Below are 21,985 nucleotides of genomic sequence, written 5' to 3'. Positions count from 1 at the left end.
GGAGCTGTGAGGCATGGGTACGGTGGCCTCCTGGCGGGCCTCTTCACCGGTCGTACGCCTCCTGATGATCGATCAGTTCGGTGTCATGCTCGGTTTCTACATGATCCTGCCGAACCTGTCCGCCTACCTCAGCGGTGACCTGGGGCTCACCGCCGCGACGGTGGGGCTGGTGCTGGGTGTGCGCACCCTGAGCCAGCAGGGCCTGACGCTCTTCGGCGGCACGGCGGCTGACCGGCTCGGCAGCCGCTGGCTGATCCTCACCGGATGCGCGCTGCGTTCCGTCGCGTTCGTCATGTTCGCGATGTTCGACTCGGTCCTCGGCATCATGAACCGCCGCCGTGGTGACCGCCGCCGTGGTGACCGGCGTCTCCGGTACCGTCTTCACCCCGGCCACGAGGACGTACCTCACGCACGCGGCCGGGGCCAACAAACTGGAGGCCTGCGCCCTGTTCAACATGGCGGGCAACAGCGGCGCCCTGCTCGGCCCGCTGCTGGGCAGCGTGCATCAGTTACCGCCAGTCGCCCAGCTGCTGTTCATCGTGGCCATGTCGATGCTCTTGGTCGCCTACAACCAGCTGTACCTGCTGCTGCCGATGGGGATCACCCGCGTGACCGGCCACGCCGGCTCGGTCAGCCTGATCTTCGTCGTCATGGCGGTGATCGGGATGGTGGGCAGCGTTCCGCCGACGACGCGCGTCCCCGCCCGGATCGGCAGAGGCCGGTCGATCGCGCTGGGGGTGGGCCTGTGCGGGATCGCCTTCCTGCCCACGGCGTTCTCCGGGGCGGTCCAGGCGGCCCGGCCGGAGGACGGGGCATTCTCCTGGGAGACGGTTCCGGCCTGCTCCTCGCGGCGCTGCCGGTGCTCGCGGCGACCACGGTGCTCGCCTTCGGGCACACCATCGCGATATCCCTCGCCCAGCAGATCGCGATCTCCTACACGCCGACCGGCATGGTCGGCACGTATATCGGCATGTTCTCCATGGCCGCCGGGCTGGCGGCAGCGGGCGGTGGACTGCCGTGGGGAAAGCAGCCCGGCCGGTGTGTCGTCTGTCCGGTCCGCGCAGTGGGTGTACCGGCGTCACGCCCCGCGTAACCTCTTCCTGTGCCAGCCTCTCGCCTGTATCGCGTCGCCGTCCTTGTGCTCGAGGGCGCGAAGCCGCTCGATGTCGGAATTCCCGCGCAGGTGTTCACCACCCGCGCGAGCATGCCGTACGAGGTACGGGTGTGCGGGGCGGCACCCGGCCTGGTGACCGGCGGCGATGGCCTGGCGTACTCCGTTGCCCACGGCCTCGACGCGCTTGCGTGGGCCGACATCGTCTTCGTCCCCGGCTACCGGGTTCCGGACCGCGACGACCCGCCGCAGGCCGTCATCGACGCACTGATCGCCGCCCACGACCGGGGCGCGCGGCTCGCCGCCATCTCCACGGGCGCCTTCGCACTCGCCGCCACCGGCCTGCTCGACGGCAGGCGCGCCACGACACACTGGCACTACACCCGGGCACTCGCGGCCAGGCACCCGCTCGTCCAGGTCGACGAGAACGTGCTCTTCGTCGACGAGGGCAGCGTGCTCACCTCGGCCGGCGCCGCCTCCGGGATCGACCTGTGCCTGCACATCCTGCGCGGCGACCTCGGAGTGGCCGCATCCAACCACGCGGCCCGGCGTCTGGTCGCGGCCCCCTACCGCAGCGGCGGCCAGGCCCAGTACGTGCCGCGCAGTGTCCCCGAGCCGCTCGGCGAGCGGTTCGCCGCCACCCGCGAATGGGCGCTGCACCGGCTCGGCGAGCCCCTCACCCTCGGCATACTGGCGCGGCAGGCAGGGGTCTCACCGCGCACGTTCTCCCGGCGCTTCGTCGAAGAGACCGGCTGCACGCCGGTGCAGTGGGTGATGCGCGCCCGCATCGACCTGGCCCGCGAACTGCTCGAGCGCTCACAGCGCAGCGTCGAACAGATCGCCGCCGACGCCGGGCTCGGCACCGGCGCGAACCTGCGCCTGCACTTCCAGCGCATCCTCGGCACCACACCCAGCGAGTACCGGCGCACCTTCACCCGCGGCGAGTAACCCTGCCCGGCACCCCGTGGCGGGATCCCCCCGGCCACTGGGTGGCGGGATCCTTGTGAACCATGGCGATACCGCCACTGTCAACGGGCGCCGACCGCGGGCGACCCTGGTGGCGAAAGGAAGGGGACATCACTCATGACTCGCATCGCCATCAACGGATTCGGCCGCATCGGACGCAACGTGCTGCGCGCACTGCTCGAGCGCGACAGCACCCTGGAGATCGTCGCCATCAACGACCTGACGGAACCCACCACGCTCGCCCGGCTGCTCGCCTACGACAGCACCGCCGGCCGGCTCGGGCGCCCGGTGACCACCGACGGGCCCGCCCTCGTCGTCGACGGCCGCCGGATCACGGTACTGGCCGAGCGCGAACCGGCCCAGCTGCCGTGGGCCGAACTCGGCATCGACATCGTCCTGGAAGCCACCGGCCGCTTCACCCCCGCCAAGGCCGCCCGCGCCCACCTCGACGCGGGCGCGCGCAAGGTACTCGTCAGCGCGCCGTCGGACGGCGCCGACGTCACACTCGCCTTCGGAGTCAATACCGACGCCTACGACCCGGCCGTCCACACGATCGTCTCGAACGCCTCCTGCACCACCAACGCACTCGCACCACTGGCCGCGGTCCTCGACGAACTCGCCGGCATCGAGCACGGGTTCATGACCACGGTGCACGCCTACACCCAGGAGCAGAACCTGCAGGACGGCCCGCACCGCGACGCCCGCCGCGCCCGCGCCGCCGGCATCAACATCGTGCCCACCACCACCGGCGCCGCCAAAGCCATCGGCCTGGTCCTGCCGAACCTCGACGGCAAACTGTCGGGCGACTCAATCCGCGTACCGGTACCGGTCGGCTCGATCGTCGAACTCAACACAACCGTCACCCGCGACGTCACACGCGACGACGTGCTGGCCGCGTACCGTGCCGCTGCGGAGGGGCCGCTCGCCGGCATCCTCGAGTACTCGGACGACCCGCTCGTCTCGTCCGACATCACCGGCAATCCCGCATCGTCGATCTTCGACTCGGCCCTCACCCGCGTCGACGGGCGCCACGTCAAGGTAGTCGCCTGGTACGACAACGAATGGGGCTTCTCCCACCGCGTGATCGACACCCTCGAACTCCTCGCCACCCACTGACCAGACACCAGGAGTGGTACCCCGGCCGCCGACGACCGCGCCGGCCAGCACTCCCCTTCCCGCGCTCAGGCTGACCAACCGCGCAACCAGAACACCCAGACACAGAAGCAGGTTCCGCCCAGCCTCCAGAGGACACGGAAGCACCACAGCCGGTCAAAGGAGCTCTACGAGCGGCCCTTCCTCCCCCGGCGACCTGAGGCAACCCCTCACAATCCGTGCCCTCCCTCGTAGTCCGGCGGCTATCCGACGGACCCGCCCCCGTGGCCAAGCCCACAACCAAGAGGGGACGAAGGGTGGGGGCTGGGCACTTTCCAGGAGCACCGACACGGGCGAAGGTCTCGGGCATGCCGACCTGTACGCGGCACACCGCACAGCACAGCCACACCGATCCGGGACAGGGGACGCGGACCAGGACAGCCTCACCAGGCGGAACGAGCAGCAGCGCCCTTCTCACCGATAGCCGCTGTACCGGCGTTCCTCAATGCCAGGCCAGCCAACACCCCCGGGCCACCAACCATGAAGGTGACCAGCGCTCAGGAAGCGGGCCGCAACTGATCAACCAGCGCGCTGCCCGACAGGCCGCAACTCAAACCCCACTCGAGGCCCCACACGCGATGCTGGCCGCGCGGGCCCGCACATTGCCTACACCGCTACAGCGCCCGTGCCGCTTGACCACAGCCCGGTACCAGACCGACCGGCCCAGACCACCACCCCTGAACACAACAGCCTGCCGAACCCGGACCCGACTGGGCATCGCGACAGGGCTGCGTGACGGCCGCGGCGCAAGTGACCTGCCAGAGCCAGGGTCAGGGACCATTCACCATCACCACGGCCGCTCTGACGCGGGACACGGTGACGGAACCGTTCCGCAGAGCGACCACCGCGGTCACGTGTCAGACCTACGTCATGCCCTGATTCCCTGAGCATGGCCCGTACTCCGACTGGGACCGGGCCGCCTGCCACCCGACCGGCCGTCGCGGCCTGGCCACGCCGGCCCAGGGCCAGTCATGGAACGGTCCGCCCCGGCTGACCGCGGACCGCTCTCCCGGATCGATACGACGGGGCGCGGCGTGGTGACCGCGCCACGTCGTGGGTCAGTCCTCCCCGCGGTCCGCATCCCGCCCGGAACCCAAGATCGATTGTCAGTGGTGGGTGGGAGGATCTGAGCATCAAGCAGGAAAGAGGGGGAACGGCCATGTCCGGAAGCCAGAACTACATCAATCACGTTGCTCTCGTGCTGGATGCCAGTTCGTCCATGTCACACCTGAGCCGCAAGGTCGTCGAAGTCGCCGACCAGCAGATCGCCTATCTGGCCCGCAGGTCGCAGGAACTGGACCAGGAAACCCGCGTCACGGTGTATGTCTTCGCGGACAAGGTGGAGTGCATCATCTACGACAAGGACGTGCTGCGGATGCCGTCCCTGAAACAGCTGTACCGGGTCGGTGGAATGACGGCCCTGCTCGCGGCCGCACTGAAGTCGCAGCGGGAGCTGGCGCAGACGGCTCAGCTCTACGGCGACCACAGCTTCCTGACCTTCATACTGACCGACGGACAAGAGAACGCAAGCCACCGCTGCCCGGATGCTCCTTCCAGGGATCAGCGTCAACTCGTACAGGCCGTCGCCAAGATGATCGAAACACAGGAGAACAACTGGACACTGGCCGTCCTCGTGCCGGACCAGATGGGCAAGCGCGAGGCCATGCAATGCGGTTTCCCCAAGGACAACATCGCCATCTGGGACGCCACAAGCACACAAGGCCTGGAAGAGGCCGGACAGGTCATCCAGCAAGCCACCGAGAAATTCATGGTCGGCCGCACCCAGGGCATCCGGGGATCACGGGCCGTGTTCTCCACGGGTGCAGAGACGGTCAACAAAAACACCATCAAAGCAGCAGGCCTCACCCCGGTGGACCCGTCGGAGTACCAGCTGATCCCGGTGACCCGCGAAGTGGCCATCCGTGACTGGGTCACCGAATGCGGGCACGCCTACCGCACCGGGGGCGCGTTCTACCAGCTGAGCAAAACAGAGAAGATCCAGGCACAGAAACAGATCGCGGTACTGGAGAAGAACACGGACCGGGTCTACACCGGGCCGCAGGCCCGGACCCTCCTCGGCCTGCCCGACATGGAAGTCCGCATCAAACCGGACCACAACGACGACTTCACCATCTTCGTACAGAGCACCAGCGTCAACCGGAAACTTGTACCGCACACACGGCTCCTCCTCATGAACTGACATCCTGGAAAACCCCGCCAGCCCAGGCCTGGCGGGCATCCTGCGCATTCAACACACCGCCCCCTCCCCGTTCTGGCCGAACTGCACGACGAATGGTAGGTCTTCGACCGGCGCTACCTCTCCGAACCTCCATGGCCGAACTCTTCACCGCCCACCCCACCGAGAACGACCGCCGACTTTCCGCGCCTGAACCGAATCAGCTCGGCCAGTGACTGCACCACTCGGCGAGACACGACCCGTGGTTGGCAGATGCCACAGCGGGAACCGTCCCGTGCGATGAGGTAGGACAGGACGATGCGGGCACCGCCGAGTCCCAGCTTGTCGGCACGTGGGCGTGGGCCGACTGCGTGAGCCCGTGCCACTCTCGTGCCAGAGGGAACGGGGACTCACCAGGAACCGGTGCGGGGAGGGCGTACAGCCAGACTGTGACCAAGGCAGGAGACGTCCAGATCACGCTACTGGTAGCCGGACCTCGCTCGGCATGCGGGCGACATTTTGATGACTTAGCATAAAAACAGTGCCTGCTAGTCGATTACTGCTCGAGCAGGAAAGCAGGATCACATCATGTACATGATGCGCGAGGTCTACCAAGCTCAACGCGGGAAGGCGCCGGAGATCGTGGCGGCGTTCAAGACCCTCACCAAGGTGTTTGAAGAGGCCGGGTACGAGAACCGGCGAATCTACGTCGATTACGCCGGTCCCATGGATACGGTCGTCTGCCAATGGGAATTCGACAGTCTCGACCAGTACTTCACCATGGAGCGAGCGTTCTTCGTGAATCCGGATGAGAACGCCCAGTCACTGATCGATACGCTTAACAACAACGCGGTAGCCGGCTACAAGGAGATCTACGAGGTCATCCAGTAGCGGGTCGCCTGGGCGACAGAGGCCACCACCGTCACCCGCGCGTTCCCGGGGGCCACGACCGGCTACACGACTCAGCAGGACGCCATCCCGGTTGCAGCTCGGTTCGTGGAGGCACATCCCGTTGAGGAGAGGATCAGATGCCTACCGAGGCAGCTGCCGTGTGACACCGGCGCGCCACTCCCAGGGCGGGACGAACTCGGCAAGGGCACCGGAAGAGGCGGCGCTGGACGACGGCGGTTCGCCAACCGTCGCGAGTTCGCATCGGATGCAATTGGCGGCACTTGTAGCACTCGCCGACAGACCAACGGATTAGCCCATCGGCGGCAGGGATGCTGCGCTGCCCGGTGTTCTTTGGGCTGGCTCGTGACTCTTCTGAGGTGGCGGGTGTGTGGGGCGGGGGACGTCGAATTCGTCGGCGATCTGCTGGGCGGCGTAGTCGCGGAGTCGTACGTCTGCCGGGAGGGTTTGACCTTATCCGGCATCTCGCTGTTCCGCCTGCTCCCGCCAGTAGTCCAGCTCGCGCCGGGTGGCGAGTGTATGAGGGTGGTGGTCGCCCAGTACTCGTCGCTGGTCGGGAAGCAGCTCGGCGAGGACGGTCGCGGCGCCGGCCGCATCTCCCGCCTTCCCCTGCCACCAGGCCAGGCTGTGCCGGGTGATGAGAGTATGCGGGTGATCGTCGCCCAGCACCCGCTGCCGGTCGGCCAGCAACTCGGCCAAGGCGGCCGCGGCACCGGCCGCGTCCCCCGCCTCTCCCTGCCAGCGGGCGAGCCTGCCTCGAGTGATGAGTGTTTGGGGGTGGCCGTCGCCCAGCACTCGCCGTTGGTCGAGAAGCAGCTCGGCCAGGGCGGCCGCGGCGGCTGCTGCGTCCCCCGCTTCGCCCCGCCAATGGGCGAGGACGCGCCGGGTGATGAAGGTGTCGGAGTGGTCCTTGCCCAACACTCGTTGCTGGTCGGGCAAAAGCTTGGCCAGGGCGGCGGCGGCACCGGCTGCATCCCCTGCTTCCCCTCGCCACCAGGCCAGGCTGCTCTGAGTAGCGAGGGTGTGTGGGTGGTCGTTGCCCAGCACCCGCTGCCGGTCGGGAAGCAGCTCGGCGAAGGCGGCCGCGGCGCCGGCCGCATCCCCCGTCCGGCCTCGCCAGTAGGCCAGGTGGTCCCGGGAGTTGAGCGTGTCGGGGTGGTCCGGGCCGAGGTGCTGGGTGGCGGTTGCGGTCAGGTGGTGGAAATGAACAGTGGCGGCCGTGACCTGGCCGGCTTCGCCGAGGCTGCTGCCCGTGCGGCACAACACCGCATGCATGTCGGGCCGGTACACGGCGTCTTCGGCACAGGTGGTGAGTGCGGTGGTGTTGGCGCGCAGGGTCTGGGCGAGGGCGGTGTCGCGTTCGACGTCGGGCCAGGCGGCCATCAGGGCGTCGGCGGCGGTGCGAGCAGTCCTGTCGTACTGGTCGGGGGCGAGGGTGTCGCGGGTGGCACGTTGTACGAGTTGGTGAACGCGTACAGCCTGGTTGGGGGTGTCGGGGGTGTGGTCGATCAGGCTGAGCCGGTAGAGGGCCCGCAGGGCGCGCACCGCGTCCTTGGGTGACGCCTGGCCGGGTTCCTTGGTGGTGTCCCGGCCGGTGGGGGTGCGGTGCTCGGTGAGATGGGTGAGGGCGGGCTCGCTGGTCAGCACGTTCTGTGGGATGCCGTTGGCGTCGAGCAGTGCAGCCAGATGCAGCATGGGGCGGGCCAGGCCGAGAGGGTGGAGGGTGTCGGCGCGGTCGAGGGACAGGGACCAGGCGGCGGCGAGGGCGACGGCTTGCTCATCGGGGAGCCGGTCCGGGGCAGTGTCGGCGAGGGTGGTGGTGCGGTCGGCGAGCAGCTCGCGGTAGGCGGCCACATCCTCACCGGAGTCGATGAGGTAGGCAGCGGACTGGGAAAGGGCCAGCGGCAAGCATCCGAGGTCGCAGGCCAGGGCGGTGAGTTGACATGTGGGATCGCTGCGGCCGTGCGCGGCCAGGGACGCGGTGAGGTACGCGACGGCTTCGGCCTCGGTGAACAGGCCTACCGTGATCAGGCGGCGGTCTTCCCCGGTCAGGGCGGCGTCGCGGCGGCGAGTGGTGACCAGGGTCCGGCCGTACGGGCTGGCGGGCGGCCATAAGCCGCGCAGGTCGTCGGGGTCGGCGACGTCGTCCAGGACGATCAGCCACCGGCACGGCTCCGCTCCGGCCTTGGGTGTCACCCAGGCCAGGAAGGACCTGGCGGCCTGTTCGGGGTCGCAGGGGTTGGCCCGGCACAGTTCGACGCCGGCCTGGGCGTAGCCGGTCACGACGGGCGAGCGAGCGCTTGCGGTGATCCAGACCAGGACGTCCAGGTTGCCGTCCTCCCAGGCAGTGCGTGCGTAGTCGGCGGCGAGCTGGGTCTTACCCACCCCGCCCATGCCGGTCAGGACCTGGCTCAGCAGAGCCGTGCCACCGCTCTCGGCCGCCGTCCGCAGCCGGTCGGTCTCAGTGCGGTGTTGGAAGGACTGCGCCCGGGAGGGGATGACACCGACCTGGTGCGGCCAGGCGGCCGGCTCACGGGGCGCACGCTGCTGCACCATGGTCAGCTGTTCAGCGCTCACCTGGTGGATGTAGCCGGTGTTGGCGAGTCCGCCCTCGGAGGCGTTCGCAGTCCCGGTCCCGGATACTCGTACCGGACCAGTGGGGGCGCTGTTGGTTCCTGGTGCCGGTCCGCGGTAGCCGGTCACAGCAGTGGCCCCGGATACGGCCGTGGCATTCCCGGTGTCGACCACTGTGATCTCTGCAGAGGCGGCCTCCACGGGGCCTTGCCCGTGCTCGTTTCCTTGGGCCACGACCGTCCCTCTTCTCCCTCCGCGCTTTGGCGCCGGGCAGGCCGGTCAGCGGGTGTAGTCGATGCCGCTGGCGGCGTTGCTGCCGTCACCGTCGGCGGTAGCGTTGCCAGTCCTTTCCGCCTTCGCCGACCCGCTGCCCTGGCCTGGCGGGCGCCTGATGCCCGAAACGGCTCTTCCTCCGCGGCTCGCGCGTGCCTGCCCGGTTTTCACCGCCGTGTCGTCCGTGCGGTTACCGAGAGGCTGGAACAGCGCCCAGACCAGGGCGGCGATGCCGACGGCGGCCTGAATGGAGGCGCCGGCCAGCTGCCCCGCATCGGGGCTGTCCAACAGCCAGATCAGCGGCGTGGAGACCACTCCTGCCGCCGCCAGCACAATGACCGTGGTCTTCCAACCCTGCCACATGCCGGCCCTCCCCCACTCCGCAGCACCCGCCGTCAAGGGCTGACGCCTCGCCACTTCGCATTGTCCCGCGGCAGTTGCGGCTGAAACAAGACGCTTCCCCACGGACAACCGATCGCGGCTCACGGGTGTACATGAACCGTCCCACACCCAACCCACGTCGAGATGGTGGCACTCACCGGCTCACGCCCCCGGCCGCCGGCACCCGCACTCCCGCCCGGTTATGCGCCAGGCGGTCACGTCGTGGGGGATGTGGAATCGCCGGTGAAGTCCGTGAACTCCGTGACCAGTTTGACGAAGGTGTCCTCCTGCTCGAAGAACATCACATGGCCCGCGTCGATCTCGGCGTAGGAGCTGCCGGCAATCGCGGCGTGGAGTGCGCGGCTGTGCTCCACGGGGACGGTGATGTCCTGGGTCGCGCCGATCACGAGGGTGGGGGCCTGGATGCGGGGCAGCAGCGGGCGGATGTCGACGCGCAGGTCGTAGGCGATATGGCGCAGCGTGCCCTCGGTGGGCGGCATGTTGGGGATCAGGGCCTCGAACTGGTCGCGGCCGATGGTGTTGAGGAACGGGCGGCTGAAGCCGGTCATCGCCACGGAACGGCCGAAGGAGGCGGGGTCGCTGGTGCCGAGGTCCTGCCAGAGGGTGAAGAGGCTGCGCAGGTATTCGTCGCTGTCGGTGTGGGCCCAGCCGGCGGCCAGGATCAGGCGTCGTACGAGGTCGGGGCGCAGGGCGGCGACGGTGGCGGCGACGGTTGCGCCCATGGAGAAGCCGAGCAGGTCGACGGGGCCGTCGGCGGCGTCCTCGATGACGGCGATGACCTGGGCGGCCAGTCCCTCGGCGGTCAGCGGGCCGCCGCCGTCCACGGTGGCGTCGGTGCCCGACAGATCGGGGGTGATCACGGTGCGGTGGCCGGTGAACCGGGGTGCGGTCTGCCCCCAGTTGACGGCAGCCCCCGACGATCCGGTTCCGTGGACCAGGACCAGCGCGGGCCCCGATCCGCTCTTGCCGTACTTCTCGTAGTGGACCTGCGCGCCGCCGACGGTGATGGTGGCCATGAGCATGCTCCTTGTGAAGGGTCTGTCTGCCGGGGCCCGGTGCTCCGGCCCGGCTTACTGTGCCGACGCCGGGGGCGGGACGGCAGAGACCTGTGCAACCTGGGATCGGCGGTCCCTGGCTGGGTGGCCGGGACGTAGTGCAGGATGACGATCATGAAGATCGACCGTGACGGGCTCGCCGACTTCCTGCGCCGCTGCCGTGACCGGGTACGCCCCCACGACGTGGGCCTCGCCACCGGCCCCAGGCGGCGCACGCCGGGGCTGCGCCGTGAGGAGGTCGCTCAGCTCGCCGGCATGTCGGTCGACTACTACGTCCGACTCGAACAGGGCCGCGGACCGCAACCCTCACCCGAGATGCTCGCCGCGCTGGCCCGAGCCCTGCGGCTGTCCGAGGACGAAAGCGATCACCTCCACCTCCTCGCCGGACGGCGACCGCCCCAGGGCCGCTCCCAGGGGGACCACGTGAACCCGGGCCTGCTCCATCTGCTGGACCAGCTGCCCACCACGCCCGTCCAGGTGCTCAGCGACCTGGGTGACGTCCTGGCCCAGAACGCGATGGCCGAGGCACTGCTGGGCGGGGTGTGCACGGTGTCCGAGCAGGGCCGCAATATCGTCTGGCGCTGGTTCACCGACCCGGCCCAGCGTGCCGCCTACCCGGCCGACGAGCACGACTACTACAGCCGCCTGCACGTCGCCGACCTGCGGGCGTCCCTGGGCCGACGCGCGGGTGACCCCGCAGCAACGCGCCTGGTGGAACGTCTGCAGGAAGCGAGCGAGGAGTTCAGCGCCCTGTGGGAACTGCACGAGGTCGCCGTGCGCCGGGCCTCACGCATGCGTGTACTGCACCCGCTGATCGGCCTGGTCGACCTGGACTGCCAGGTGCTGCTCGCCCCACAGGGAGACCAGCGGGTGATCCTCTACACCCCGCCCGTCGGCAGCGACACCGCCGAACGGCTCGCACTGCTCAAAGTCGTGGGCACCGGCCAGTTCACCACGACGACGTGACGGCCCGGACGGGGCACAGTGCCGAGAGCGGCGGCGGAGTGCGGACGGAAGTATTCCTGGGACCGATTCACTGATCGTCCAGCAGCAGTCCCTAACCCGTCGGCACGGCCGACTCCCGGGTCGCGTAGATCTCCCGGAGCCGGGCGGACAGGGCTTCGTATGCGGTATTGGCCTGAGCACCCAGGGCGCCGGAGTCGACCGGCTCGTCGAGCAGGACGGCTGCCGCGGCCATCGTCAGGGCCTTCTCCGCGGCGTCGACCAGCGCCCGGACGTCGTCGGCCAGGATGAAGCCGATCTGGGACCGCAAGGCGTCAAGCGCGGCGTCCGACGCGGCGGACGCGTCGAGCATCGGCTGCCGGTAGGTCTCAGGCGGCGCCGGGTCCTCCCGCAGGCGCGACCGGTAGTGCCGCCTGGCCGATCCGAAGGCGTGGAGGGACGCCATGGCGTTCCGCAGCAGGGTGTTCACCTCGACGAGCTGGGCCAGCTCGAACGTCTCACGGCGTTCCGCGATCGCCTTGTACCGATCGGCTGCCCTGGCCTGCGCCTCCCGCCTCGCCTGGGAACGGTTGTTGACGAAGCCCAATGTCAGAACCGTGGCCTGACCGATCAGGATCGACGCGACAGTCGAGAACCATCCCCAGCCCCCCGAAGCCATGCCAGAAGTCTAGTGCCGCATCTGGCAACGTTCGCCCTGTCGACAACGGCGCGTAAGCGCCGGTCGTCGGCGTGGCGGCTTCGCCACATTGATGTAGCGGCGGATCCTGCTGTCCTGCTCCCTGGGTCGGCGTGGTCGGTACCGCCGAGGGTGAAGTAGCGCGGGGCAGCGAACCGGGCCTCGATGCGGCTGAGCCAGGAGGCTCGCCGACCGGGGCCGCTTTTGACAGGCCCCGACGGCGTGCCGGCGAGCACGGACGGCCGTGGAGCCGACCGCGGCCCCCAGTCCAGATCGTCTTCGGCGTCGGCCAGGGCGGTGAACACCTTCGCCCAGGTCCCGTCGACGGCCCACTTCCGCAGCCGGTCGGGAGCTCCCTCAGCTCCCTTCCACGAACCGAACCCGGCCGGCATGTCGGTCCACGGCGAACCAGTCCGCGAAACGTCCTAGCCGGGGCTGCCGCAGTACCAGCCGCCCGCCGAGGTGCAGACCGTCACCTGGATCCGGCGCACGTCGTATGGTGTGGTGCGGGTGAGCGAGATCCTGGCCGTTGTGTCGTTCGTTGCGCGTCCATTGGCCCGGCGGTTGATGGTCGTCCAGGCACCGTGGTGGTACTCCTGCCAGCTCACGTAGACGTATGACGTCGACGGTTTGCTGCGTTTGTCGGTCACTGAGCCGCTGACGCTGAAGCCGTTGTTGTTCTCGTCGATGGAGCCGCTGCCGCGGGCGAAGTCGTTGCTCGCCGACCATCCGCGGTCGGCCGTCTTCGCCTCCGCATGGGTGGCAGAGGCCATGAGGGCCAGTATCGCCAGTGTCCCGCCTGCCGTGCTTCGTAGCGCAGTAGTGCGCATGCTGGAAACACACCTTTCCCTGGGGCTTGAGGAGTGGGCCAACGGAAATGTCCGTCGGGATGCCAGGGAGCATGCCGGTGTTCGAGGGGGCAGAACAAGGACAGTGGGTTGTCCCGGACAGGCGCGCGTTGTCCGGGCTGGTCAGAGATATCTCCGATGCTGCCCCGGACAGCCGCATACGGAGTCATCGGGCCCCGCGTGGTTTCTGTCTCTGCCTGCTGTTCACGCCCGTCGCAGTGCGGAGCGGCCCGCGAAGCGCGCCGAGTCGCCCAGCTCCTCCTCGATCCGGATCAGTTGGTTGTACTTCGCCGTGCGGTCGGAGCGGGAGAGCGAGCCGGTCTTGATCTGACCGCAGCCAGTCGCCACCGCGAGATCCGCGATGGTGGTGTCCTCCGTCTCGCCCGAGCGGTGCGACATGACAGCCGTCCAGCCCGCCTGGTGGGCCGTGGCCACCGCCGTCAGCGCCTCGGTCAGGGTGCCGATCTGGTTGACCTTCACCAGGATTGAGTTGCCGACGCCGGTGCGGATGCCCTCGCGCAGCAGCGTTTCGTTGGTGCAGAACACGTCGTCGCCGGTGAGCTGGCAGCGGTCGCCGACGCGGGCGGTCAGCTCGCGCCAGCCGTTCAGGTCGTTCTCCGCCATCGGGTCCTCGATGGAGACAACCGGGTAGGCGTCGATGAGCTTGGCCAGGTAGTCGGCGTGCTCGGAAGGGGTGCGACGCACCCCCTCGCCCGCGTAGTCGTACACCCCGTCGCGGAAGAACTCCGACGACGCCGGGTCCATGACCAGGCCGATGTCCGTGCCGGGGCGGTAGCCGGTGCGCTCGATGGCGGTCATCACGAAGTCGAGCGCCTCCTCAGCCGTACGCAGCGCGGGCGCGAAGCCACCCTCGTCGCCGACGCCCGTGGAGTGCCCGGCGGCCAGCAGGTCGCGGCGCAGGGTGTGGAAGACCTCGCTGCCCATGCGGACGGCTTCGGTGAAGCTGTCCGCGCCCACGGGTGCGATCATGAACTCCTGGAAATCCAGCGGATTGTCGGCGTGGGCGCCGCCGTTGACGATGTTCACCATCGGCAGCGGCAGAAGGTGGGCGTCGGCGCCGCCGAGGTAGCGGTAGAGGGGCTGGCGGTGGGCCGCCGCTGCGGCCTTGGCGGTGGCGAGGGAGACGCCGAGGATCGCGTTGGCTCCGAGCCGGGACTTCGTGGCGGTGCCGTCGAGGGCGACCAGCGCGGCGTCGAGACCCGCCTGATCCGCCGCGTCCCGGCCGCGCACCGACGCCGCGATCTCCCCGTTGACGTGGGCCACCGCGCGGTCGACGCCCTTGCCGTGCCAGCGCGCGGAGTCCCCGTCGCGCAGTTCCACGGCCTCCCGGGCACCGGTGGAGGCGCCGGAGGGGACAGCCGCGCGCCCCAGGGACCCGTCCGCCAGGACGACGTCGACCTCGACCGTGGGGTTGCCTCGACTGTCGATGATCCGGCGGGCGGTGACGGACTGGATGGCGGTCTCGATGGTGGCGTTGACGGTTCCGACTGCTTTTGCGGACATGGGAGGTCCTTCCCGTTGTCGTGTGCCGTGGCCCCGGCTGCGACAACGCTGGCGCTGAGCCCGACGAAGACAAACTCTACAGCAATGCTGCTCAGTTTTGCTGTACAGCATTGCTGTGCAGGTGAGGTGCACAGCAATGCTGCGCAACGGGGTAAAGTGCCCTAATGCCCACCTCGGAAACCGCCGCCATCGCCGCCGAACTGCGCACCGCGATGGGCAAGCTCACCCGACGCGTCAAACACGAGGACCACATCCCGCTGGGCCAGGCCGCCGTGCTCGGCGCACTCGACCGCAACGGCGCCATGACCACCAGCGACCTCGCAGCCGATCAGCGCGTACGCCCCCAGTCGATGGCCCGAGCAGTGGGTCTACTCATGGAACAGGGCCTGGTCACGCGCCGCCCACACCCCACGGACGGCCGCAAGTCGCTGGTCGAGCTGTCGGACGCGGGCCAGGACGCGCTCGAAGCGGAGCGCGGCCGCAGGGCCGGCTGGCTCGCACAGGCCATCGAGGCCGAACTCACCGACGAGGAACGGGCGTTGCTGGCACGGAGCGCCGCACTGCTGGAGCGGCTCGCCACACGCTAGCGCCCCGACAGGCAGCGTTCAGACATCAGCACGACGGCCTTCCTCGACCCACTGGGACGGGTGCGTTCTCTGCGCAGCAGGGTGGTGAAGAGGCACACCCACCCCGCCAGGAGGCCGCGCCCCCGGCCGTTACAGTCGGTCCATGACCGAACGCCCCACTTGCCCCTTCGGTGACTTCCGATCCGTCGACCGGGCGCTGGACGTCCTCGACCGTCTCGCCGGACCGGTGGCCACCGCGCTCAAGAGCTGGGACACCCCGCAAGCCGCCCGTTCCGTGCTCTACGTGGACAGCAACCCCGAGAAGGCCGACACCTCGGAGTTCAGCGCGGCCTACGACGTCCCGATGGAGGTCTCCGCCAACTGCGTGGTGGTCGCCGCGAAGCGGGGCGGGCAGACGACCCTGGCCGCCTGCCTCGCCCTGGCCACCACCCGCGTGGACGTCAACAGCACCGTCCGCAAGCACCTCGGGGCCCGCAAGGCATCCTTCGCCCCCATGGACACAGCCGTAGCGGAGACAGGTATGGAGTACGGCGGCATCACTCCCGTCGGGCTACCGGCCGACTGGCCGCTGCTGATCGACGCGGCGGTCGCCGCCACCCCCTTCGTCCTCATCGGCAGCGGCCGCCGCCGGGGCAAACTCATCCTCCCCGGCCCGGCCCTGGCCCAGCTCCCAGGCGCCGAGATCCTCGAGGACCTCGCCGTGTGACTCAGCCGACCGCCCCGGTCGGGTCAGCGGGCCCGAAAGTCCACACGTTCCCGACCGGACGGCCGTCACGGCGCAGCACGGTGCCCAGGAGGCGCGTGAGATCGTCCTCGACCTCGGCGACGAGGTCGGCGCCGAAGACGCAGAGGGACGCCTCCTGGAAGTTGCCGTAGGTGCCCATGCGAAGGTCGGCGGTGACCTGGATGACGGGCTCGTCGACGAGGTAGGCGTAAGCCGACCAGCGGGGCTGCCCGGGGCCGCCGGTGCGGGTGGGGTCGAGGCGGGAGCCGCTGATGTACCACTTGAGGCAGTAGAGCCGGTCCCCGGGCCTGCCGCAGCGGCGAATGCCGCGGGCGATGACGGCCTCCACCTCGGCCAGCAGGGCATCGTCCCGGTCGTCCACGGCGGCGAGGTGCCAGGTGACGGCTCCGGGGGGTTCGGTGATTCCCCGGTGGGCCGTCTCGTACGTCACCTCGAACCGCTTCTCGAACCGCTTCCAGATCGCGTCGTGCTCCGGGTCGTCCAGCAGCTGCTTCGCCGGGCGCTCCCGAGCTGGTTCGCCAGGGGGTGCCCAGCGATAGGTGACCACCTGGGCGACCTCGTGGAATCCCGCCGCCGTGTACACCGGGGCCAGCGTCCCGCCCGCCTCGGCCACCAGGAAGCGCGGCGTGCTCGGCCCGCGGACGGAGAACCGTCTCCCGGCCGCCCAGGACGCTGCGGCCGCGAGGAGATCGGGCCGGGGACCAGTGAGGCCTCCGATGGAGGCGAAATCCGTGCCGCTCACCTTCTCGATCCACAGCGCATCGAGGACTCGACCGCCGCCTTCCAGTGCCAGGACCTCCATCTCGGGCCCGACGGCGCGGGCCTTGCCGTCAGCCTCAAGTTCCGCGAGCGGCCTGCGTTGTTCGGGGGCAGCCGCTGCCAGTCGGCGGACCCGTTCCGCTCCTTGGTCCCTGCCGAAGAGGTGTGAGCGGATGCGCGTCCCCGAGCAGACGTCACCCGCCGCCGGTATGTCAGCGTCTACGGCAACCTCGGCGAGGTCGGCTACCAGGAGGGACCGGGGCCGGCCCGGAGTGAATCCGGCTGCGCACAGTGCCTCGGCGAGCTCCGGCGCGTCATGAGAGTGGACCTTCCACTCGGCCGGCTCCCCGCGCTCGGCGAAGACATCCCGCTGCCGGCGGACGAGCCGGGGAAGGTCGTCGCAGGGGAGGCCGTGGCGGTGGTCGACGGTCCCGTGGGTGCCGTAGTGCATCCGCACCAGCGGTCCGTCCCGCTCCACCACGGCACCCCACGGCAGGAGGCCCTGCGGCGGGCGGCCGCGCAGACCTGTTTCGTATGCGGCCAGCAGTGTCTCGGCCGTCGTGGTCACTCGGTGCGTACTCCTTGATCGTTCCCCTACCCGGCCCGCGCCCTTATGCCGGAGTCCAGGCCAGGCCCAAGAGGTTTTTCGTATCGGTTTCCGGACCGGCGTTCATTTTCTTCCTCGCCGACGGCCAGGGGGCCGGGCCGGGCGCCCTGCGCAGCTCCGGCAAGATCGTCCGAAGGGCCGGTGAGGACCGGAGGTCAAGCACAAGTACCCACAGGGGGAGGCACCATGGAGCTGCGTCAGCTGCGCTACTTCGTGACCGTCGCGGAAGAACTGCACTTCGGGCGGGCAGCGGAGCGGTTGATGATCGGCCAGCCCGCCGTCAGTCAGCAGATACGGCGGCTGGAGCGGGAGCTGAAAGTCGAACTCTTCGACCGGACACCTCGAACGGTCCGGCTCACCGTGGCCGGGGAGGCGTTCCTGCCCGCCGCACGGTCCGTGCTGGCGGCGGAGGACGCGGCACGGTCGGTGGCCGCGCAGCTCGTCACAGGCAGGAGCGGCGTCTTGCGGATCGGCACCGTCACCGGCCTCGGGGACAGGCTCGACCAGCTCTTCGACGACTTCGCCCGGCACGCCCCGGACGTGCGAGTGGAACTGGTCTCGCTCCCGGTACGGGAACGGTTCGCGCGACTCGCCGACGGGCGGCTCGACGCCGCGTTCGTACGAGGCGCCCAACCGGAAGGCCACAGCGCTCCTGAGATTGTTCGTCACCTGCTGTGGGAGGAAGAACTCGTGGCCGCCGTGCCCGCCCGGCATCCCCTGGCGGACCGGGCGAGCGTCTCGCTCGCCGACCTCGCCGGACTGCCGCTGTGCCTCACCGAGCGCCACCACCACCCCTCGCTCGTCGACCTCGTCCTCGACGGCTGCCACCGGGCCGGTTTCACGCCCGTTGCCGGCCCCGCGACCAGTTCCCTCCAGGACGCCCTCGCCGCGATCGGCTCGGGCACCCCCATGTGGACGGTGGTCTACGACGGCAACGCCCGGCGCGTGCAGGTGCCCAGGGTCGCCTTCGTCCCCTTCGCGGCCCCGGGGCTGCGGCTGCCCGTCGAACTCGCGGTGCGTGCCGGTGCCTCGTCCCCGTTGCTCGATCTGGTGGTGACGGCTCTGCGCAGCGGCCCTGACCAGCAGTGATCAGTAATCGTGATCGCTGCGAGAGCGATTCGGGTCTGGGTCGGCCGCGGCCTCGCGCGGTGAACTGTTCCCGGCAGCGAAACGCACCGGAACGGCTGGTGCGGCGCCGCCTAGGACCGAGGAGCACACCATGCCCATCGTCACCATCCAGCAGGGCCCCCGCGACATCGAGCTCAAGCGCGAGCTCGTCGCCCGCGTCACGGATGCGTTCGTGGACTCGCTGAAGATTCCGGCCGAGGCCGTGCAGGTCTGGATCCATGAAGTCCCGGCTGACAGCTGGGGTGTGGCGGGCAAGCTCACCGCCGACAAGTAGGACGTGGCCAGCCGGGGCCCGAAACGGCCAGCAACGACTGGCCATGCCCTGCCCCGGCACCACACGGTCACTGCACCGCCGCCGGATAGGGTCACCGGGAACGTTCCGGCAGCCTGATCCACGGGCGATCAGCGCGCTTGTTCGTCAGTAGCCGACTGTGAAGCGACGTTGGATGTGGCGGGGGTTCTCGATCTCGTCGAGGAGAGCCACGGCAAGGTCCTGGGTGGAGATGTCGCCGGCACCCTCCACAGGGGGGAGCACCTGGTCACCGCCCAGGCGGTAGCGGCCTGTGCGTTCGCCGGGCTCGATACGACCGGCCGACGGACTCACGTAGGTCCAGTTGCGGTCCGACAAGCGGCACAGGTCCAGGACCTCGGCGTGGGCGAGCACGACCTTCCGGTACTCGGCGGGGACATGGAGAACGTCCGTCAGAACGCGAGAAAAGCCTTCCTCGTCGTCGAGGATCCGTACGCCCGGCGCCGACTCCAGGCTGCCACCGCCGCCGACGACGAGCCGGGTTGCGGGATGGCGCTCCAGTGCCTTCAGCAGCACGCGGGCGGTGGCCGGCAGCACGGCGGCGTGCGCTATCTGATCGGCGATGTCATCACCTGGGGCGATGGCGCTGACGACGACGTCCAGACCGGCCACGGCCCGGGACGCGCCCTCTGGAGGCGGCCCGCGACGCCCGGCCCGCCGACGACGACGCCGGGCGCGTGCTGGCGTGGGCCAAAGCGCTGCGGACGTGGGCGCTCGCCAACCCCCAGGGCTTCCGCCTCATTTACGGCGACCCCGTGCCCGGCTACCGGCCACCGGAAGGCGGCCCCGGAGCCGCAGCACGCGACCGCGCCTGCGCCGGACTGATCGCCCTGATCGCGGCAGCATGGCCTCACGCCCAGGCAGCCCACGGCCACACCCCCTACCAGTGGGCCGACTTCGGGGCGGAACTGACCACCCACGTCCAGGCCGAGCACCCCGACCTGCCCCCGAGGCGGTGGCGCTGGCACTGCGCACCTGGGGACGGATGCACGGCCTGCTGGCACTTGAGCTCTACGGTCGCCTCTCCCCCGTCGCCCACACGCCCGGAGCGCTCTACCGCGACGAGATACGCGACCTGGTCCGGTCACTGGGACTGGTTCCCCCCGCCGAGTGACCGCCGACGCGTCCGACGCGCAGAGGGCGTGGGACCGGTTCGTGGTCAGTGCGGCCGGTTGTGGGCGCGGGCTTCGGCCTGCTGGATCAGACAGTCAGTCGATCGAGGATGCCGGCCACCTCCCCAGGCTTGAGCAGAAACCCGACATGGCTGGTGGCCAGGGTGTGCACGTCATACGGATTGTCGGGCGTCAAGGCGTCGGCTTCGGCGATCAGGCGGTCCTGCACGGCCACGGGAAGCGACCGGTCGTCGGTGAGACGGATGTAGGTGCGAGCGATGGTGCCCCAGGTGTCGGCGTGGCCGCGTGCGTCGGACATCATCACCGCCAGGGATTCGTCCGGCTGCAGGATGTTGAGGAAGGCCTGGAACTGTTCATCGGTGCCGTCGGCCATCATCGACGCCTTGAGCGCGGCCAGCATGACCGGGCGCGTCTGTCACCAGGCGCAACGCAGTTCAGTGGCCTCCTGCGGGTTGCTCGACCGGCCCCGGCCCCAGACCCGGTAGCTGAGCGACTGCGGCGGCAGGCGTTCCAGGCAGTCCGAAGGGGGATCGGACGAACATGTAGGGCGTGACGACCAACTCATGGTCCTGTTCCGCGCTCTAAGGTTCGGTCGTATGACCGACCGCGTTCTCGAAGTCTTGCGTGCCCGCCCTGACCTTGCCGAACTGGCCGCTTTTCCGTTCGGCTTCGATGTGAGCCGGGCATACCACGTCGAGGCGGTGCATCTGGCGTCCGGTGCGTCGCTGGAGGCGATCGCCGGTGACGACACCGGTGGTACGTACTTCCTGTGCGGGGGAACGGCCGTGCTCCACGCGTCCTCCGAGGGAGGCTCCGTGCTGGTCGGCGGCAGTGTCGGCGAGGCGCTCGAGGTCCTCGTTCGGCTGCCGTGGTGGTGCGAGAACGTCTCCGCCGGAATCGACGACGAGGAGGATCTGCTCGCAGAAATACGCGCGGCGGACGACCGAGCGCGGGAGGAGTTCGCCCCCGACCTGGACGCCCAGCGAGCGGCGTTGTTGAACGGTCTGGGTCTGCCGGACCGGCCGCCGGCCGAGCTCCTGGCCATGTCGCAGTCGGCCGCCAGGCGCACCGAGCCGGACCACGTCCTGCTCAACTCGCTCGAGCTGTGCGCATACCAGGTGGACGACGCCTTCCGGCAGCCCTTGCGCGACGTCGTTCTCGGCCCGGGACGACAGGCGCTGGAGCGCATGCGCTCGGGCGGCGCCGGTGTGCGGGAGGAGGCGGCTGGGGATCCGGTGCTGCGGGCGGGCATCCTGCGGGCGGCACAGTACGACCGCCGTGACGGCGACCTGCCACTGCTGCGTTTCCTGCTGGAGCACGAGAACGCCGCGCGGGCCGAGTGGTTCGAGGAGCGGTGGCTGGCCGCGGTGCTGGTGGGGTTGCACGGGCATGACGAGGACGTTCCGCTGCTGCGGTCGGCCACGACCGGGCAGGTCACCGACAGCGCCGGAGCCGTCGAGTGGGCCCGCGCCCAGGAGGCGGAGCGGTACGGGCGGGATGTGGCCGCGGAGAGCGAGTTCACGTGGATCGAGCTCGCCCGTCGGCAGGGCCGTATCGAGCACGCCCGGGTCGCGCTCATCCGCATGCTGGACGACACGGGCCCGGACGCGCACCGGCTCCGGGCGTTGAGCCGCACGCTGGAGCGCATCGGCGACCACGCACAGGCGGCCCGTGCCCAGTCCGGCCTCCTCTCGCTTCAGGACACGGCATGGGACCGGGCCTCGGAGGCGTACGTCCTCGCCCGCCTGGAGCGCCTCAAGGGCGACCTCGCGGCAGCCGGGCGGGCGCTGGCCAGGGCACGGGCGGCCGTCGGCGCCGACAGCACCACCGCACCAGGCGAAGCGGTCGCGCAGTGGCACCGCCGTGGGCTCGGCCGACTGATCACGGAGCAGCATCTGGAGCTGACGCTCGCTGCCGTCGAAGCGGGGGACGCGGAACTCGCGCATGCCACGATGGCGCACAGCAAGCCGCTGCTGAAATCAATCAGCAAGGAGTCGGCGAAGGCCCTCAGCCGGCTCTCCACACGAGCGAAATGGGCGGTGGCCGGGCTCCGTCCGCCCCGCACCTGATCACCGCTGCCGACCTCG

The 21,985-nt window shown here is 69.7% G+C and carries 21 protein-coding genes and 3 pseudogenes; 13 read left to right on the top strand and 11 right to left on the bottom strand.

Annotated elements, in window-relative coordinates:
* Positions 1-13: 13 nt before the first annotated feature.
* Positions 14-253, top strand: a pseudogene (locus ACIG36_RS31270) (MFS transporter); the annotation flags it as partial.
* Positions 254-565: 312 nt separating this feature from the next.
* On the opposite strand, the gene ACIG36_RS31265 reads toward ACIG36_RS31270, so the two are convergent.
* Positions 566-895, bottom strand: coding sequence for a hypothetical protein (locus tag ACIG36_RS31265; protein ID WP_399935299.1), 330 nt, complete (start codon positions 893-895; stop codon positions 566-568).
* Positions 896-1,102: 207 nt separating this feature from the next.
* Here ACIG36_RS31265 and ACIG36_RS31260 point away from each other — a divergent pair, with 207 nt between their 5' ends.
* From ACIG36_RS31260 to ACIG36_RS31245, 4 genes are all read left to right on the top strand, one after another.
* On the top strand, positions 1,103-2,059 hold the full coding sequence (locus ACIG36_RS31260; protein ID WP_399935245.1) for a GlxA family transcriptional regulator: 957 nt from the start codon (positions 1,103-1,105) through the stop codon (positions 2,057-2,059).
* A 135-nt stretch (positions 2,060-2,194) separates the two neighbouring features.
* Positions 2,195-3,193 carry a type I glyceraldehyde-3-phosphate dehydrogenase gene (gap, locus tag ACIG36_RS31255; protein ID WP_399935242.1) on the top strand — a complete coding sequence of 333 codons (999 nt, stop codon included), beginning with the start codon at positions 2,195-2,197 and terminating at the stop codon, positions 3,191-3,193.
* A gap of 1,195 nt (positions 3,194-4,388) precedes the next feature.
* Positions 4,389-5,429 (top strand): vWA domain-containing protein, encoded by a 1,041-nt coding sequence (locus ACIG36_RS31250; protein ID WP_399935239.1) that lies wholly within the window; start codon positions 4,389-4,391, stop codon positions 5,427-5,429.
* A gap of 564 nt (positions 5,430-5,993) precedes the next feature.
* Positions 5,994-6,296, top strand: a complete 303-nt coding sequence (locus ACIG36_RS31245) for a hypothetical protein (RefSeq protein ID WP_399935237.1) — start codon at positions 5,994-5,996, stop codon at positions 6,294-6,296.
* A 471-nt stretch (positions 6,297-6,767) separates the two neighbouring features.
* Here the strand turns inward: ACIG36_RS31245 and ACIG36_RS31240 are convergent, their stop codons facing one another.
* From ACIG36_RS31240 to ACIG36_RS31230, 3 genes are all read right to left on the bottom strand, one after another.
* On the bottom strand, positions 6,768-8,891 hold the full coding sequence (locus ACIG36_RS31240) for a tetratricopeptide repeat protein (protein WP_399935233.1): 2,124 nt from the start codon (positions 8,889-8,891) through the stop codon (positions 6,768-6,770).
* A 276-nt stretch (positions 8,892-9,167) separates the two neighbouring features.
* Entirely contained in the window at positions 9,168-9,524 is a 357-nt protein-coding gene (locus ACIG36_RS31235) for a hypothetical protein (RefSeq protein ID WP_399935230.1), read from the bottom strand.
* Positions 9,525-9,757: 233 nt separating this feature from the next.
* Complete coding sequence (locus ACIG36_RS31230) at positions 9,758-10,579, bottom strand: alpha/beta fold hydrolase (RefSeq protein WP_399935227.1); 822 nt, start codon at positions 10,577-10,579, stop codon at positions 9,758-9,760.
* Positions 10,580-10,723: 144 nt separating this feature from the next.
* On the opposite strand from ACIG36_RS31230, the gene ACIG36_RS31225 reads away from it, so the two are divergent.
* Complete coding sequence (locus ACIG36_RS31225) at positions 10,724-11,584, top strand: helix-turn-helix transcriptional regulator (protein ID WP_399935224.1); 861 nt, start codon at positions 10,724-10,726, stop codon at positions 11,582-11,584.
* A 91-nt stretch (positions 11,585-11,675) separates the two neighbouring features.
* Here the strand turns inward: ACIG36_RS31225 and ACIG36_RS31220 are convergent, their stop codons facing one another.
* From ACIG36_RS31220 to eno, 4 genes and pseudogenes are all read right to left on the bottom strand, one after another.
* Positions 11,676-12,239, bottom strand: coding sequence for a hypothetical protein (locus ACIG36_RS31220; protein WP_399935221.1), 564 nt, complete (start codon positions 12,237-12,239; stop codon positions 11,676-11,678).
* 23 nt (positions 12,240-12,262) lie between these two features.
* A pseudogene (locus ACIG36_RS31215) lies at positions 12,263-12,442 on the bottom strand (IS630 family transposase); the annotation flags it as partial.
* A 240-nt stretch (positions 12,443-12,682) separates the two neighbouring features.
* The gene (locus tag ACIG36_RS31210; protein WP_399935218.1) at positions 12,683-13,030 is read right to left on the bottom strand and encodes a hypothetical protein; all 348 of its coding nucleotides are present in this window, start codon (positions 13,028-13,030) and stop codon (positions 12,683-12,685) included.
* A 279-nt stretch (positions 13,031-13,309) separates the two neighbouring features.
* Positions 13,310-14,629, bottom strand: a complete 1,320-nt coding sequence (eno, locus tag ACIG36_RS31205) for a phosphopyruvate hydratase (RefSeq protein ID WP_399935216.1) — start codon at positions 14,627-14,629, stop codon at positions 13,310-13,312.
* A gap of 164 nt (positions 14,630-14,793) precedes the next feature.
* On the opposite strand from eno, the gene ACIG36_RS31200 reads away from it, so the two are divergent.
* Complete coding sequence (locus ACIG36_RS31200; RefSeq protein ID WP_399935214.1) at positions 14,794-15,216, top strand: MarR family winged helix-turn-helix transcriptional regulator; 423 nt, start codon at positions 14,794-14,796, stop codon at positions 15,214-15,216.
* A gap of 142 nt (positions 15,217-15,358) precedes the next feature.
* Positions 15,359-15,922, top strand: a complete 564-nt coding sequence (locus ACIG36_RS31195) for a YbaK/EbsC family protein (protein WP_399935212.1) — start codon at positions 15,359-15,361, stop codon at positions 15,920-15,922.
* Between the two features lies 1 nt (position 15,923).
* Here the strand turns inward: ACIG36_RS31195 and ACIG36_RS31190 are convergent, their stop codons facing one another.
* Complete coding sequence (locus tag ACIG36_RS31190; RefSeq protein ID WP_399935209.1) at positions 15,924-17,288, bottom strand: DUF2716 domain-containing protein; 1,365 nt, start codon at positions 17,286-17,288, stop codon at positions 15,924-15,926.
* A 225-nt stretch (positions 17,289-17,513) separates the two neighbouring features.
* On the opposite strand from ACIG36_RS31190, the gene ACIG36_RS31185 reads away from it, so the two are divergent.
* A complete protein-coding gene (locus ACIG36_RS31185; RefSeq protein WP_399935207.1) occupies positions 17,514-18,416 on the top strand; it encodes a LysR family transcriptional regulator in 903 nt (300 codons plus the stop codon).
* A 16-nt stretch (positions 18,417-18,432) separates the two neighbouring features.
* Positions 18,433-18,729: a 4-oxalocrotonate tautomerase DmpI gene (dmpI, locus tag ACIG36_RS31180; protein ID WP_399935294.1), complete on the top strand. Its 297-nt coding sequence runs from the start codon at positions 18,433-18,435 to the stop codon at positions 18,727-18,729.
* Positions 18,730-18,873: 144 nt separating this feature from the next.
* Here dmpI and ACIG36_RS31175 read toward each other — a convergent pair whose 3' ends face one another.
* Entirely contained in the window at positions 18,874-19,377 is a 504-nt protein-coding gene (locus ACIG36_RS31175) for an NAD(P)-dependent oxidoreductase (RefSeq protein WP_399935204.1), read from the bottom strand.
* Positions 19,378-19,442: 65 nt separating this feature from the next.
* Here ACIG36_RS31175 and ACIG36_RS31170 point away from each other — a divergent pair.
* Both ACIG36_RS31170 and ACIG36_RS31165 read left to right on the top strand, forming a co-directional pair.
* Positions 19,443-19,613 (top strand): annotated as a pseudogene (locus ACIG36_RS31170) (TetR-like C-terminal domain-containing protein); the annotation flags it as partial.
* A gap of 107 nt (positions 19,614-19,720) precedes the next feature.
* A complete protein-coding gene (locus ACIG36_RS31165) occupies positions 19,721-19,879 on the top strand; it encodes a hypothetical protein (RefSeq protein ID WP_399935297.1) in 159 nt (52 codons plus the stop codon).
* Positions 19,880-19,965: 86 nt separating this feature from the next.
* Here ACIG36_RS31165 and ACIG36_RS31160 read toward each other — a convergent pair whose 3' ends face one another.
* The gene (locus tag ACIG36_RS31160) at positions 19,966-20,298 is read right to left on the bottom strand and encodes a hypothetical protein (protein ID WP_399935201.1); all 333 of its coding nucleotides are present in this window, start codon (positions 20,296-20,298) and stop codon (positions 19,966-19,968) included.
* Between the two features lie 196 nt (positions 20,299-20,494).
* Here ACIG36_RS31160 and ACIG36_RS31155 point away from each other — a divergent pair, with 196 nt between their 5' ends.
* Positions 20,495-21,967 (top strand): hypothetical protein, encoded by a 1,473-nt coding sequence (locus ACIG36_RS31155; RefSeq protein ID WP_399935198.1) that lies wholly within the window; start codon positions 20,495-20,497, stop codon positions 21,965-21,967.
* Positions 21,968-21,985 lie beyond the last annotated feature (18 nt).

It is taken from the genome of Streptomyces sp. NPDC053048 (genome assembly GCF_044547045.1).
GTDB lineage: Bacteria > Actinomycetota > Actinomycetes > Streptomycetales > Streptomycetaceae > Streptomyces.
This window is presented reverse-complemented; position numbering and strand designations above follow the sequence as displayed.

Coding starts and splice junctions, on each gene's coding strand:
- eno (WP_399935216.1), bottom strand. CDS start 14,629: ATGTCCGCAAAAGCAGTCGGAACCGTCAACGCCACCATCGAGACCGCC.
- ACIG36_RS31250 (WP_399935239.1), top strand. CDS start 4,389: ATGTCCGGAAGCCAGAACTACATCAATCACGTTGCTCTCGTGCTGGAT.
- ACIG36_RS31155 (WP_399935198.1), top strand. CDS start 20,495: ATGACCGACCGCGTTCTCGAAGTCTTGCGTGCCCGCCCTGACCTTGCC.
- gap (WP_399935242.1), top strand. CDS start 2,195: ATGACTCGCATCGCCATCAACGGATTCGGCCGCATCGGACGCAACGTG.
- ACIG36_RS31160 (WP_399935201.1), bottom strand. CDS start 20,298: ATGCTGGCCGCGCTCAAGGCGTCGATGATGGCCGACGGCACCGATGAA.
- ACIG36_RS31225 (WP_399935224.1), top strand. CDS start 10,724: ATGACGATCATGAAGATCGACCGTGACGGGCTCGCCGACTTCCTGCGC.
- ACIG36_RS31210 (WP_399935218.1), bottom strand. CDS start 13,030: ATGGCCTCTGCCACCCATGCGGAGGCGAAGACGGCCGACCGCGGATGG.
- ACIG36_RS31235 (WP_399935230.1), bottom strand. CDS start 9,524: ATGTGGCAGGGTTGGAAGACCACGGTCATTGTGCTGGCGGCGGCAGGA.
- ACIG36_RS31230 (WP_399935227.1), bottom strand. CDS start 10,579: ATGGCCACCATCACCGTCGGCGGCGCGCAGGTCCACTACGAGAAGTAC.
- ACIG36_RS31185 (WP_399935207.1), top strand. CDS start 17,514: ATGGAGCTGCGTCAGCTGCGCTACTTCGTGACCGTCGCGGAAGAACTG.
- ACIG36_RS31195 (WP_399935212.1), top strand. CDS start 15,359: ATGACCGAACGCCCCACTTGCCCCTTCGGTGACTTCCGATCCGTCGAC.
- ACIG36_RS31220 (WP_399935221.1), bottom strand. CDS start 12,239: ATGGCTTCGGGGGGCTGGGGATGGTTCTCGACTGTCGCGTCGATCCTG.
- ACIG36_RS31200 (WP_399935214.1), top strand. CDS start 14,794: ATGCCCACCTCGGAAACCGCCGCCATCGCCGCCGAACTGCGCACCGCG.
- ACIG36_RS31245 (WP_399935237.1), top strand. CDS start 5,994: ATGTACATGATGCGCGAGGTCTACCAAGCTCAACGCGGGAAGGCGCCG.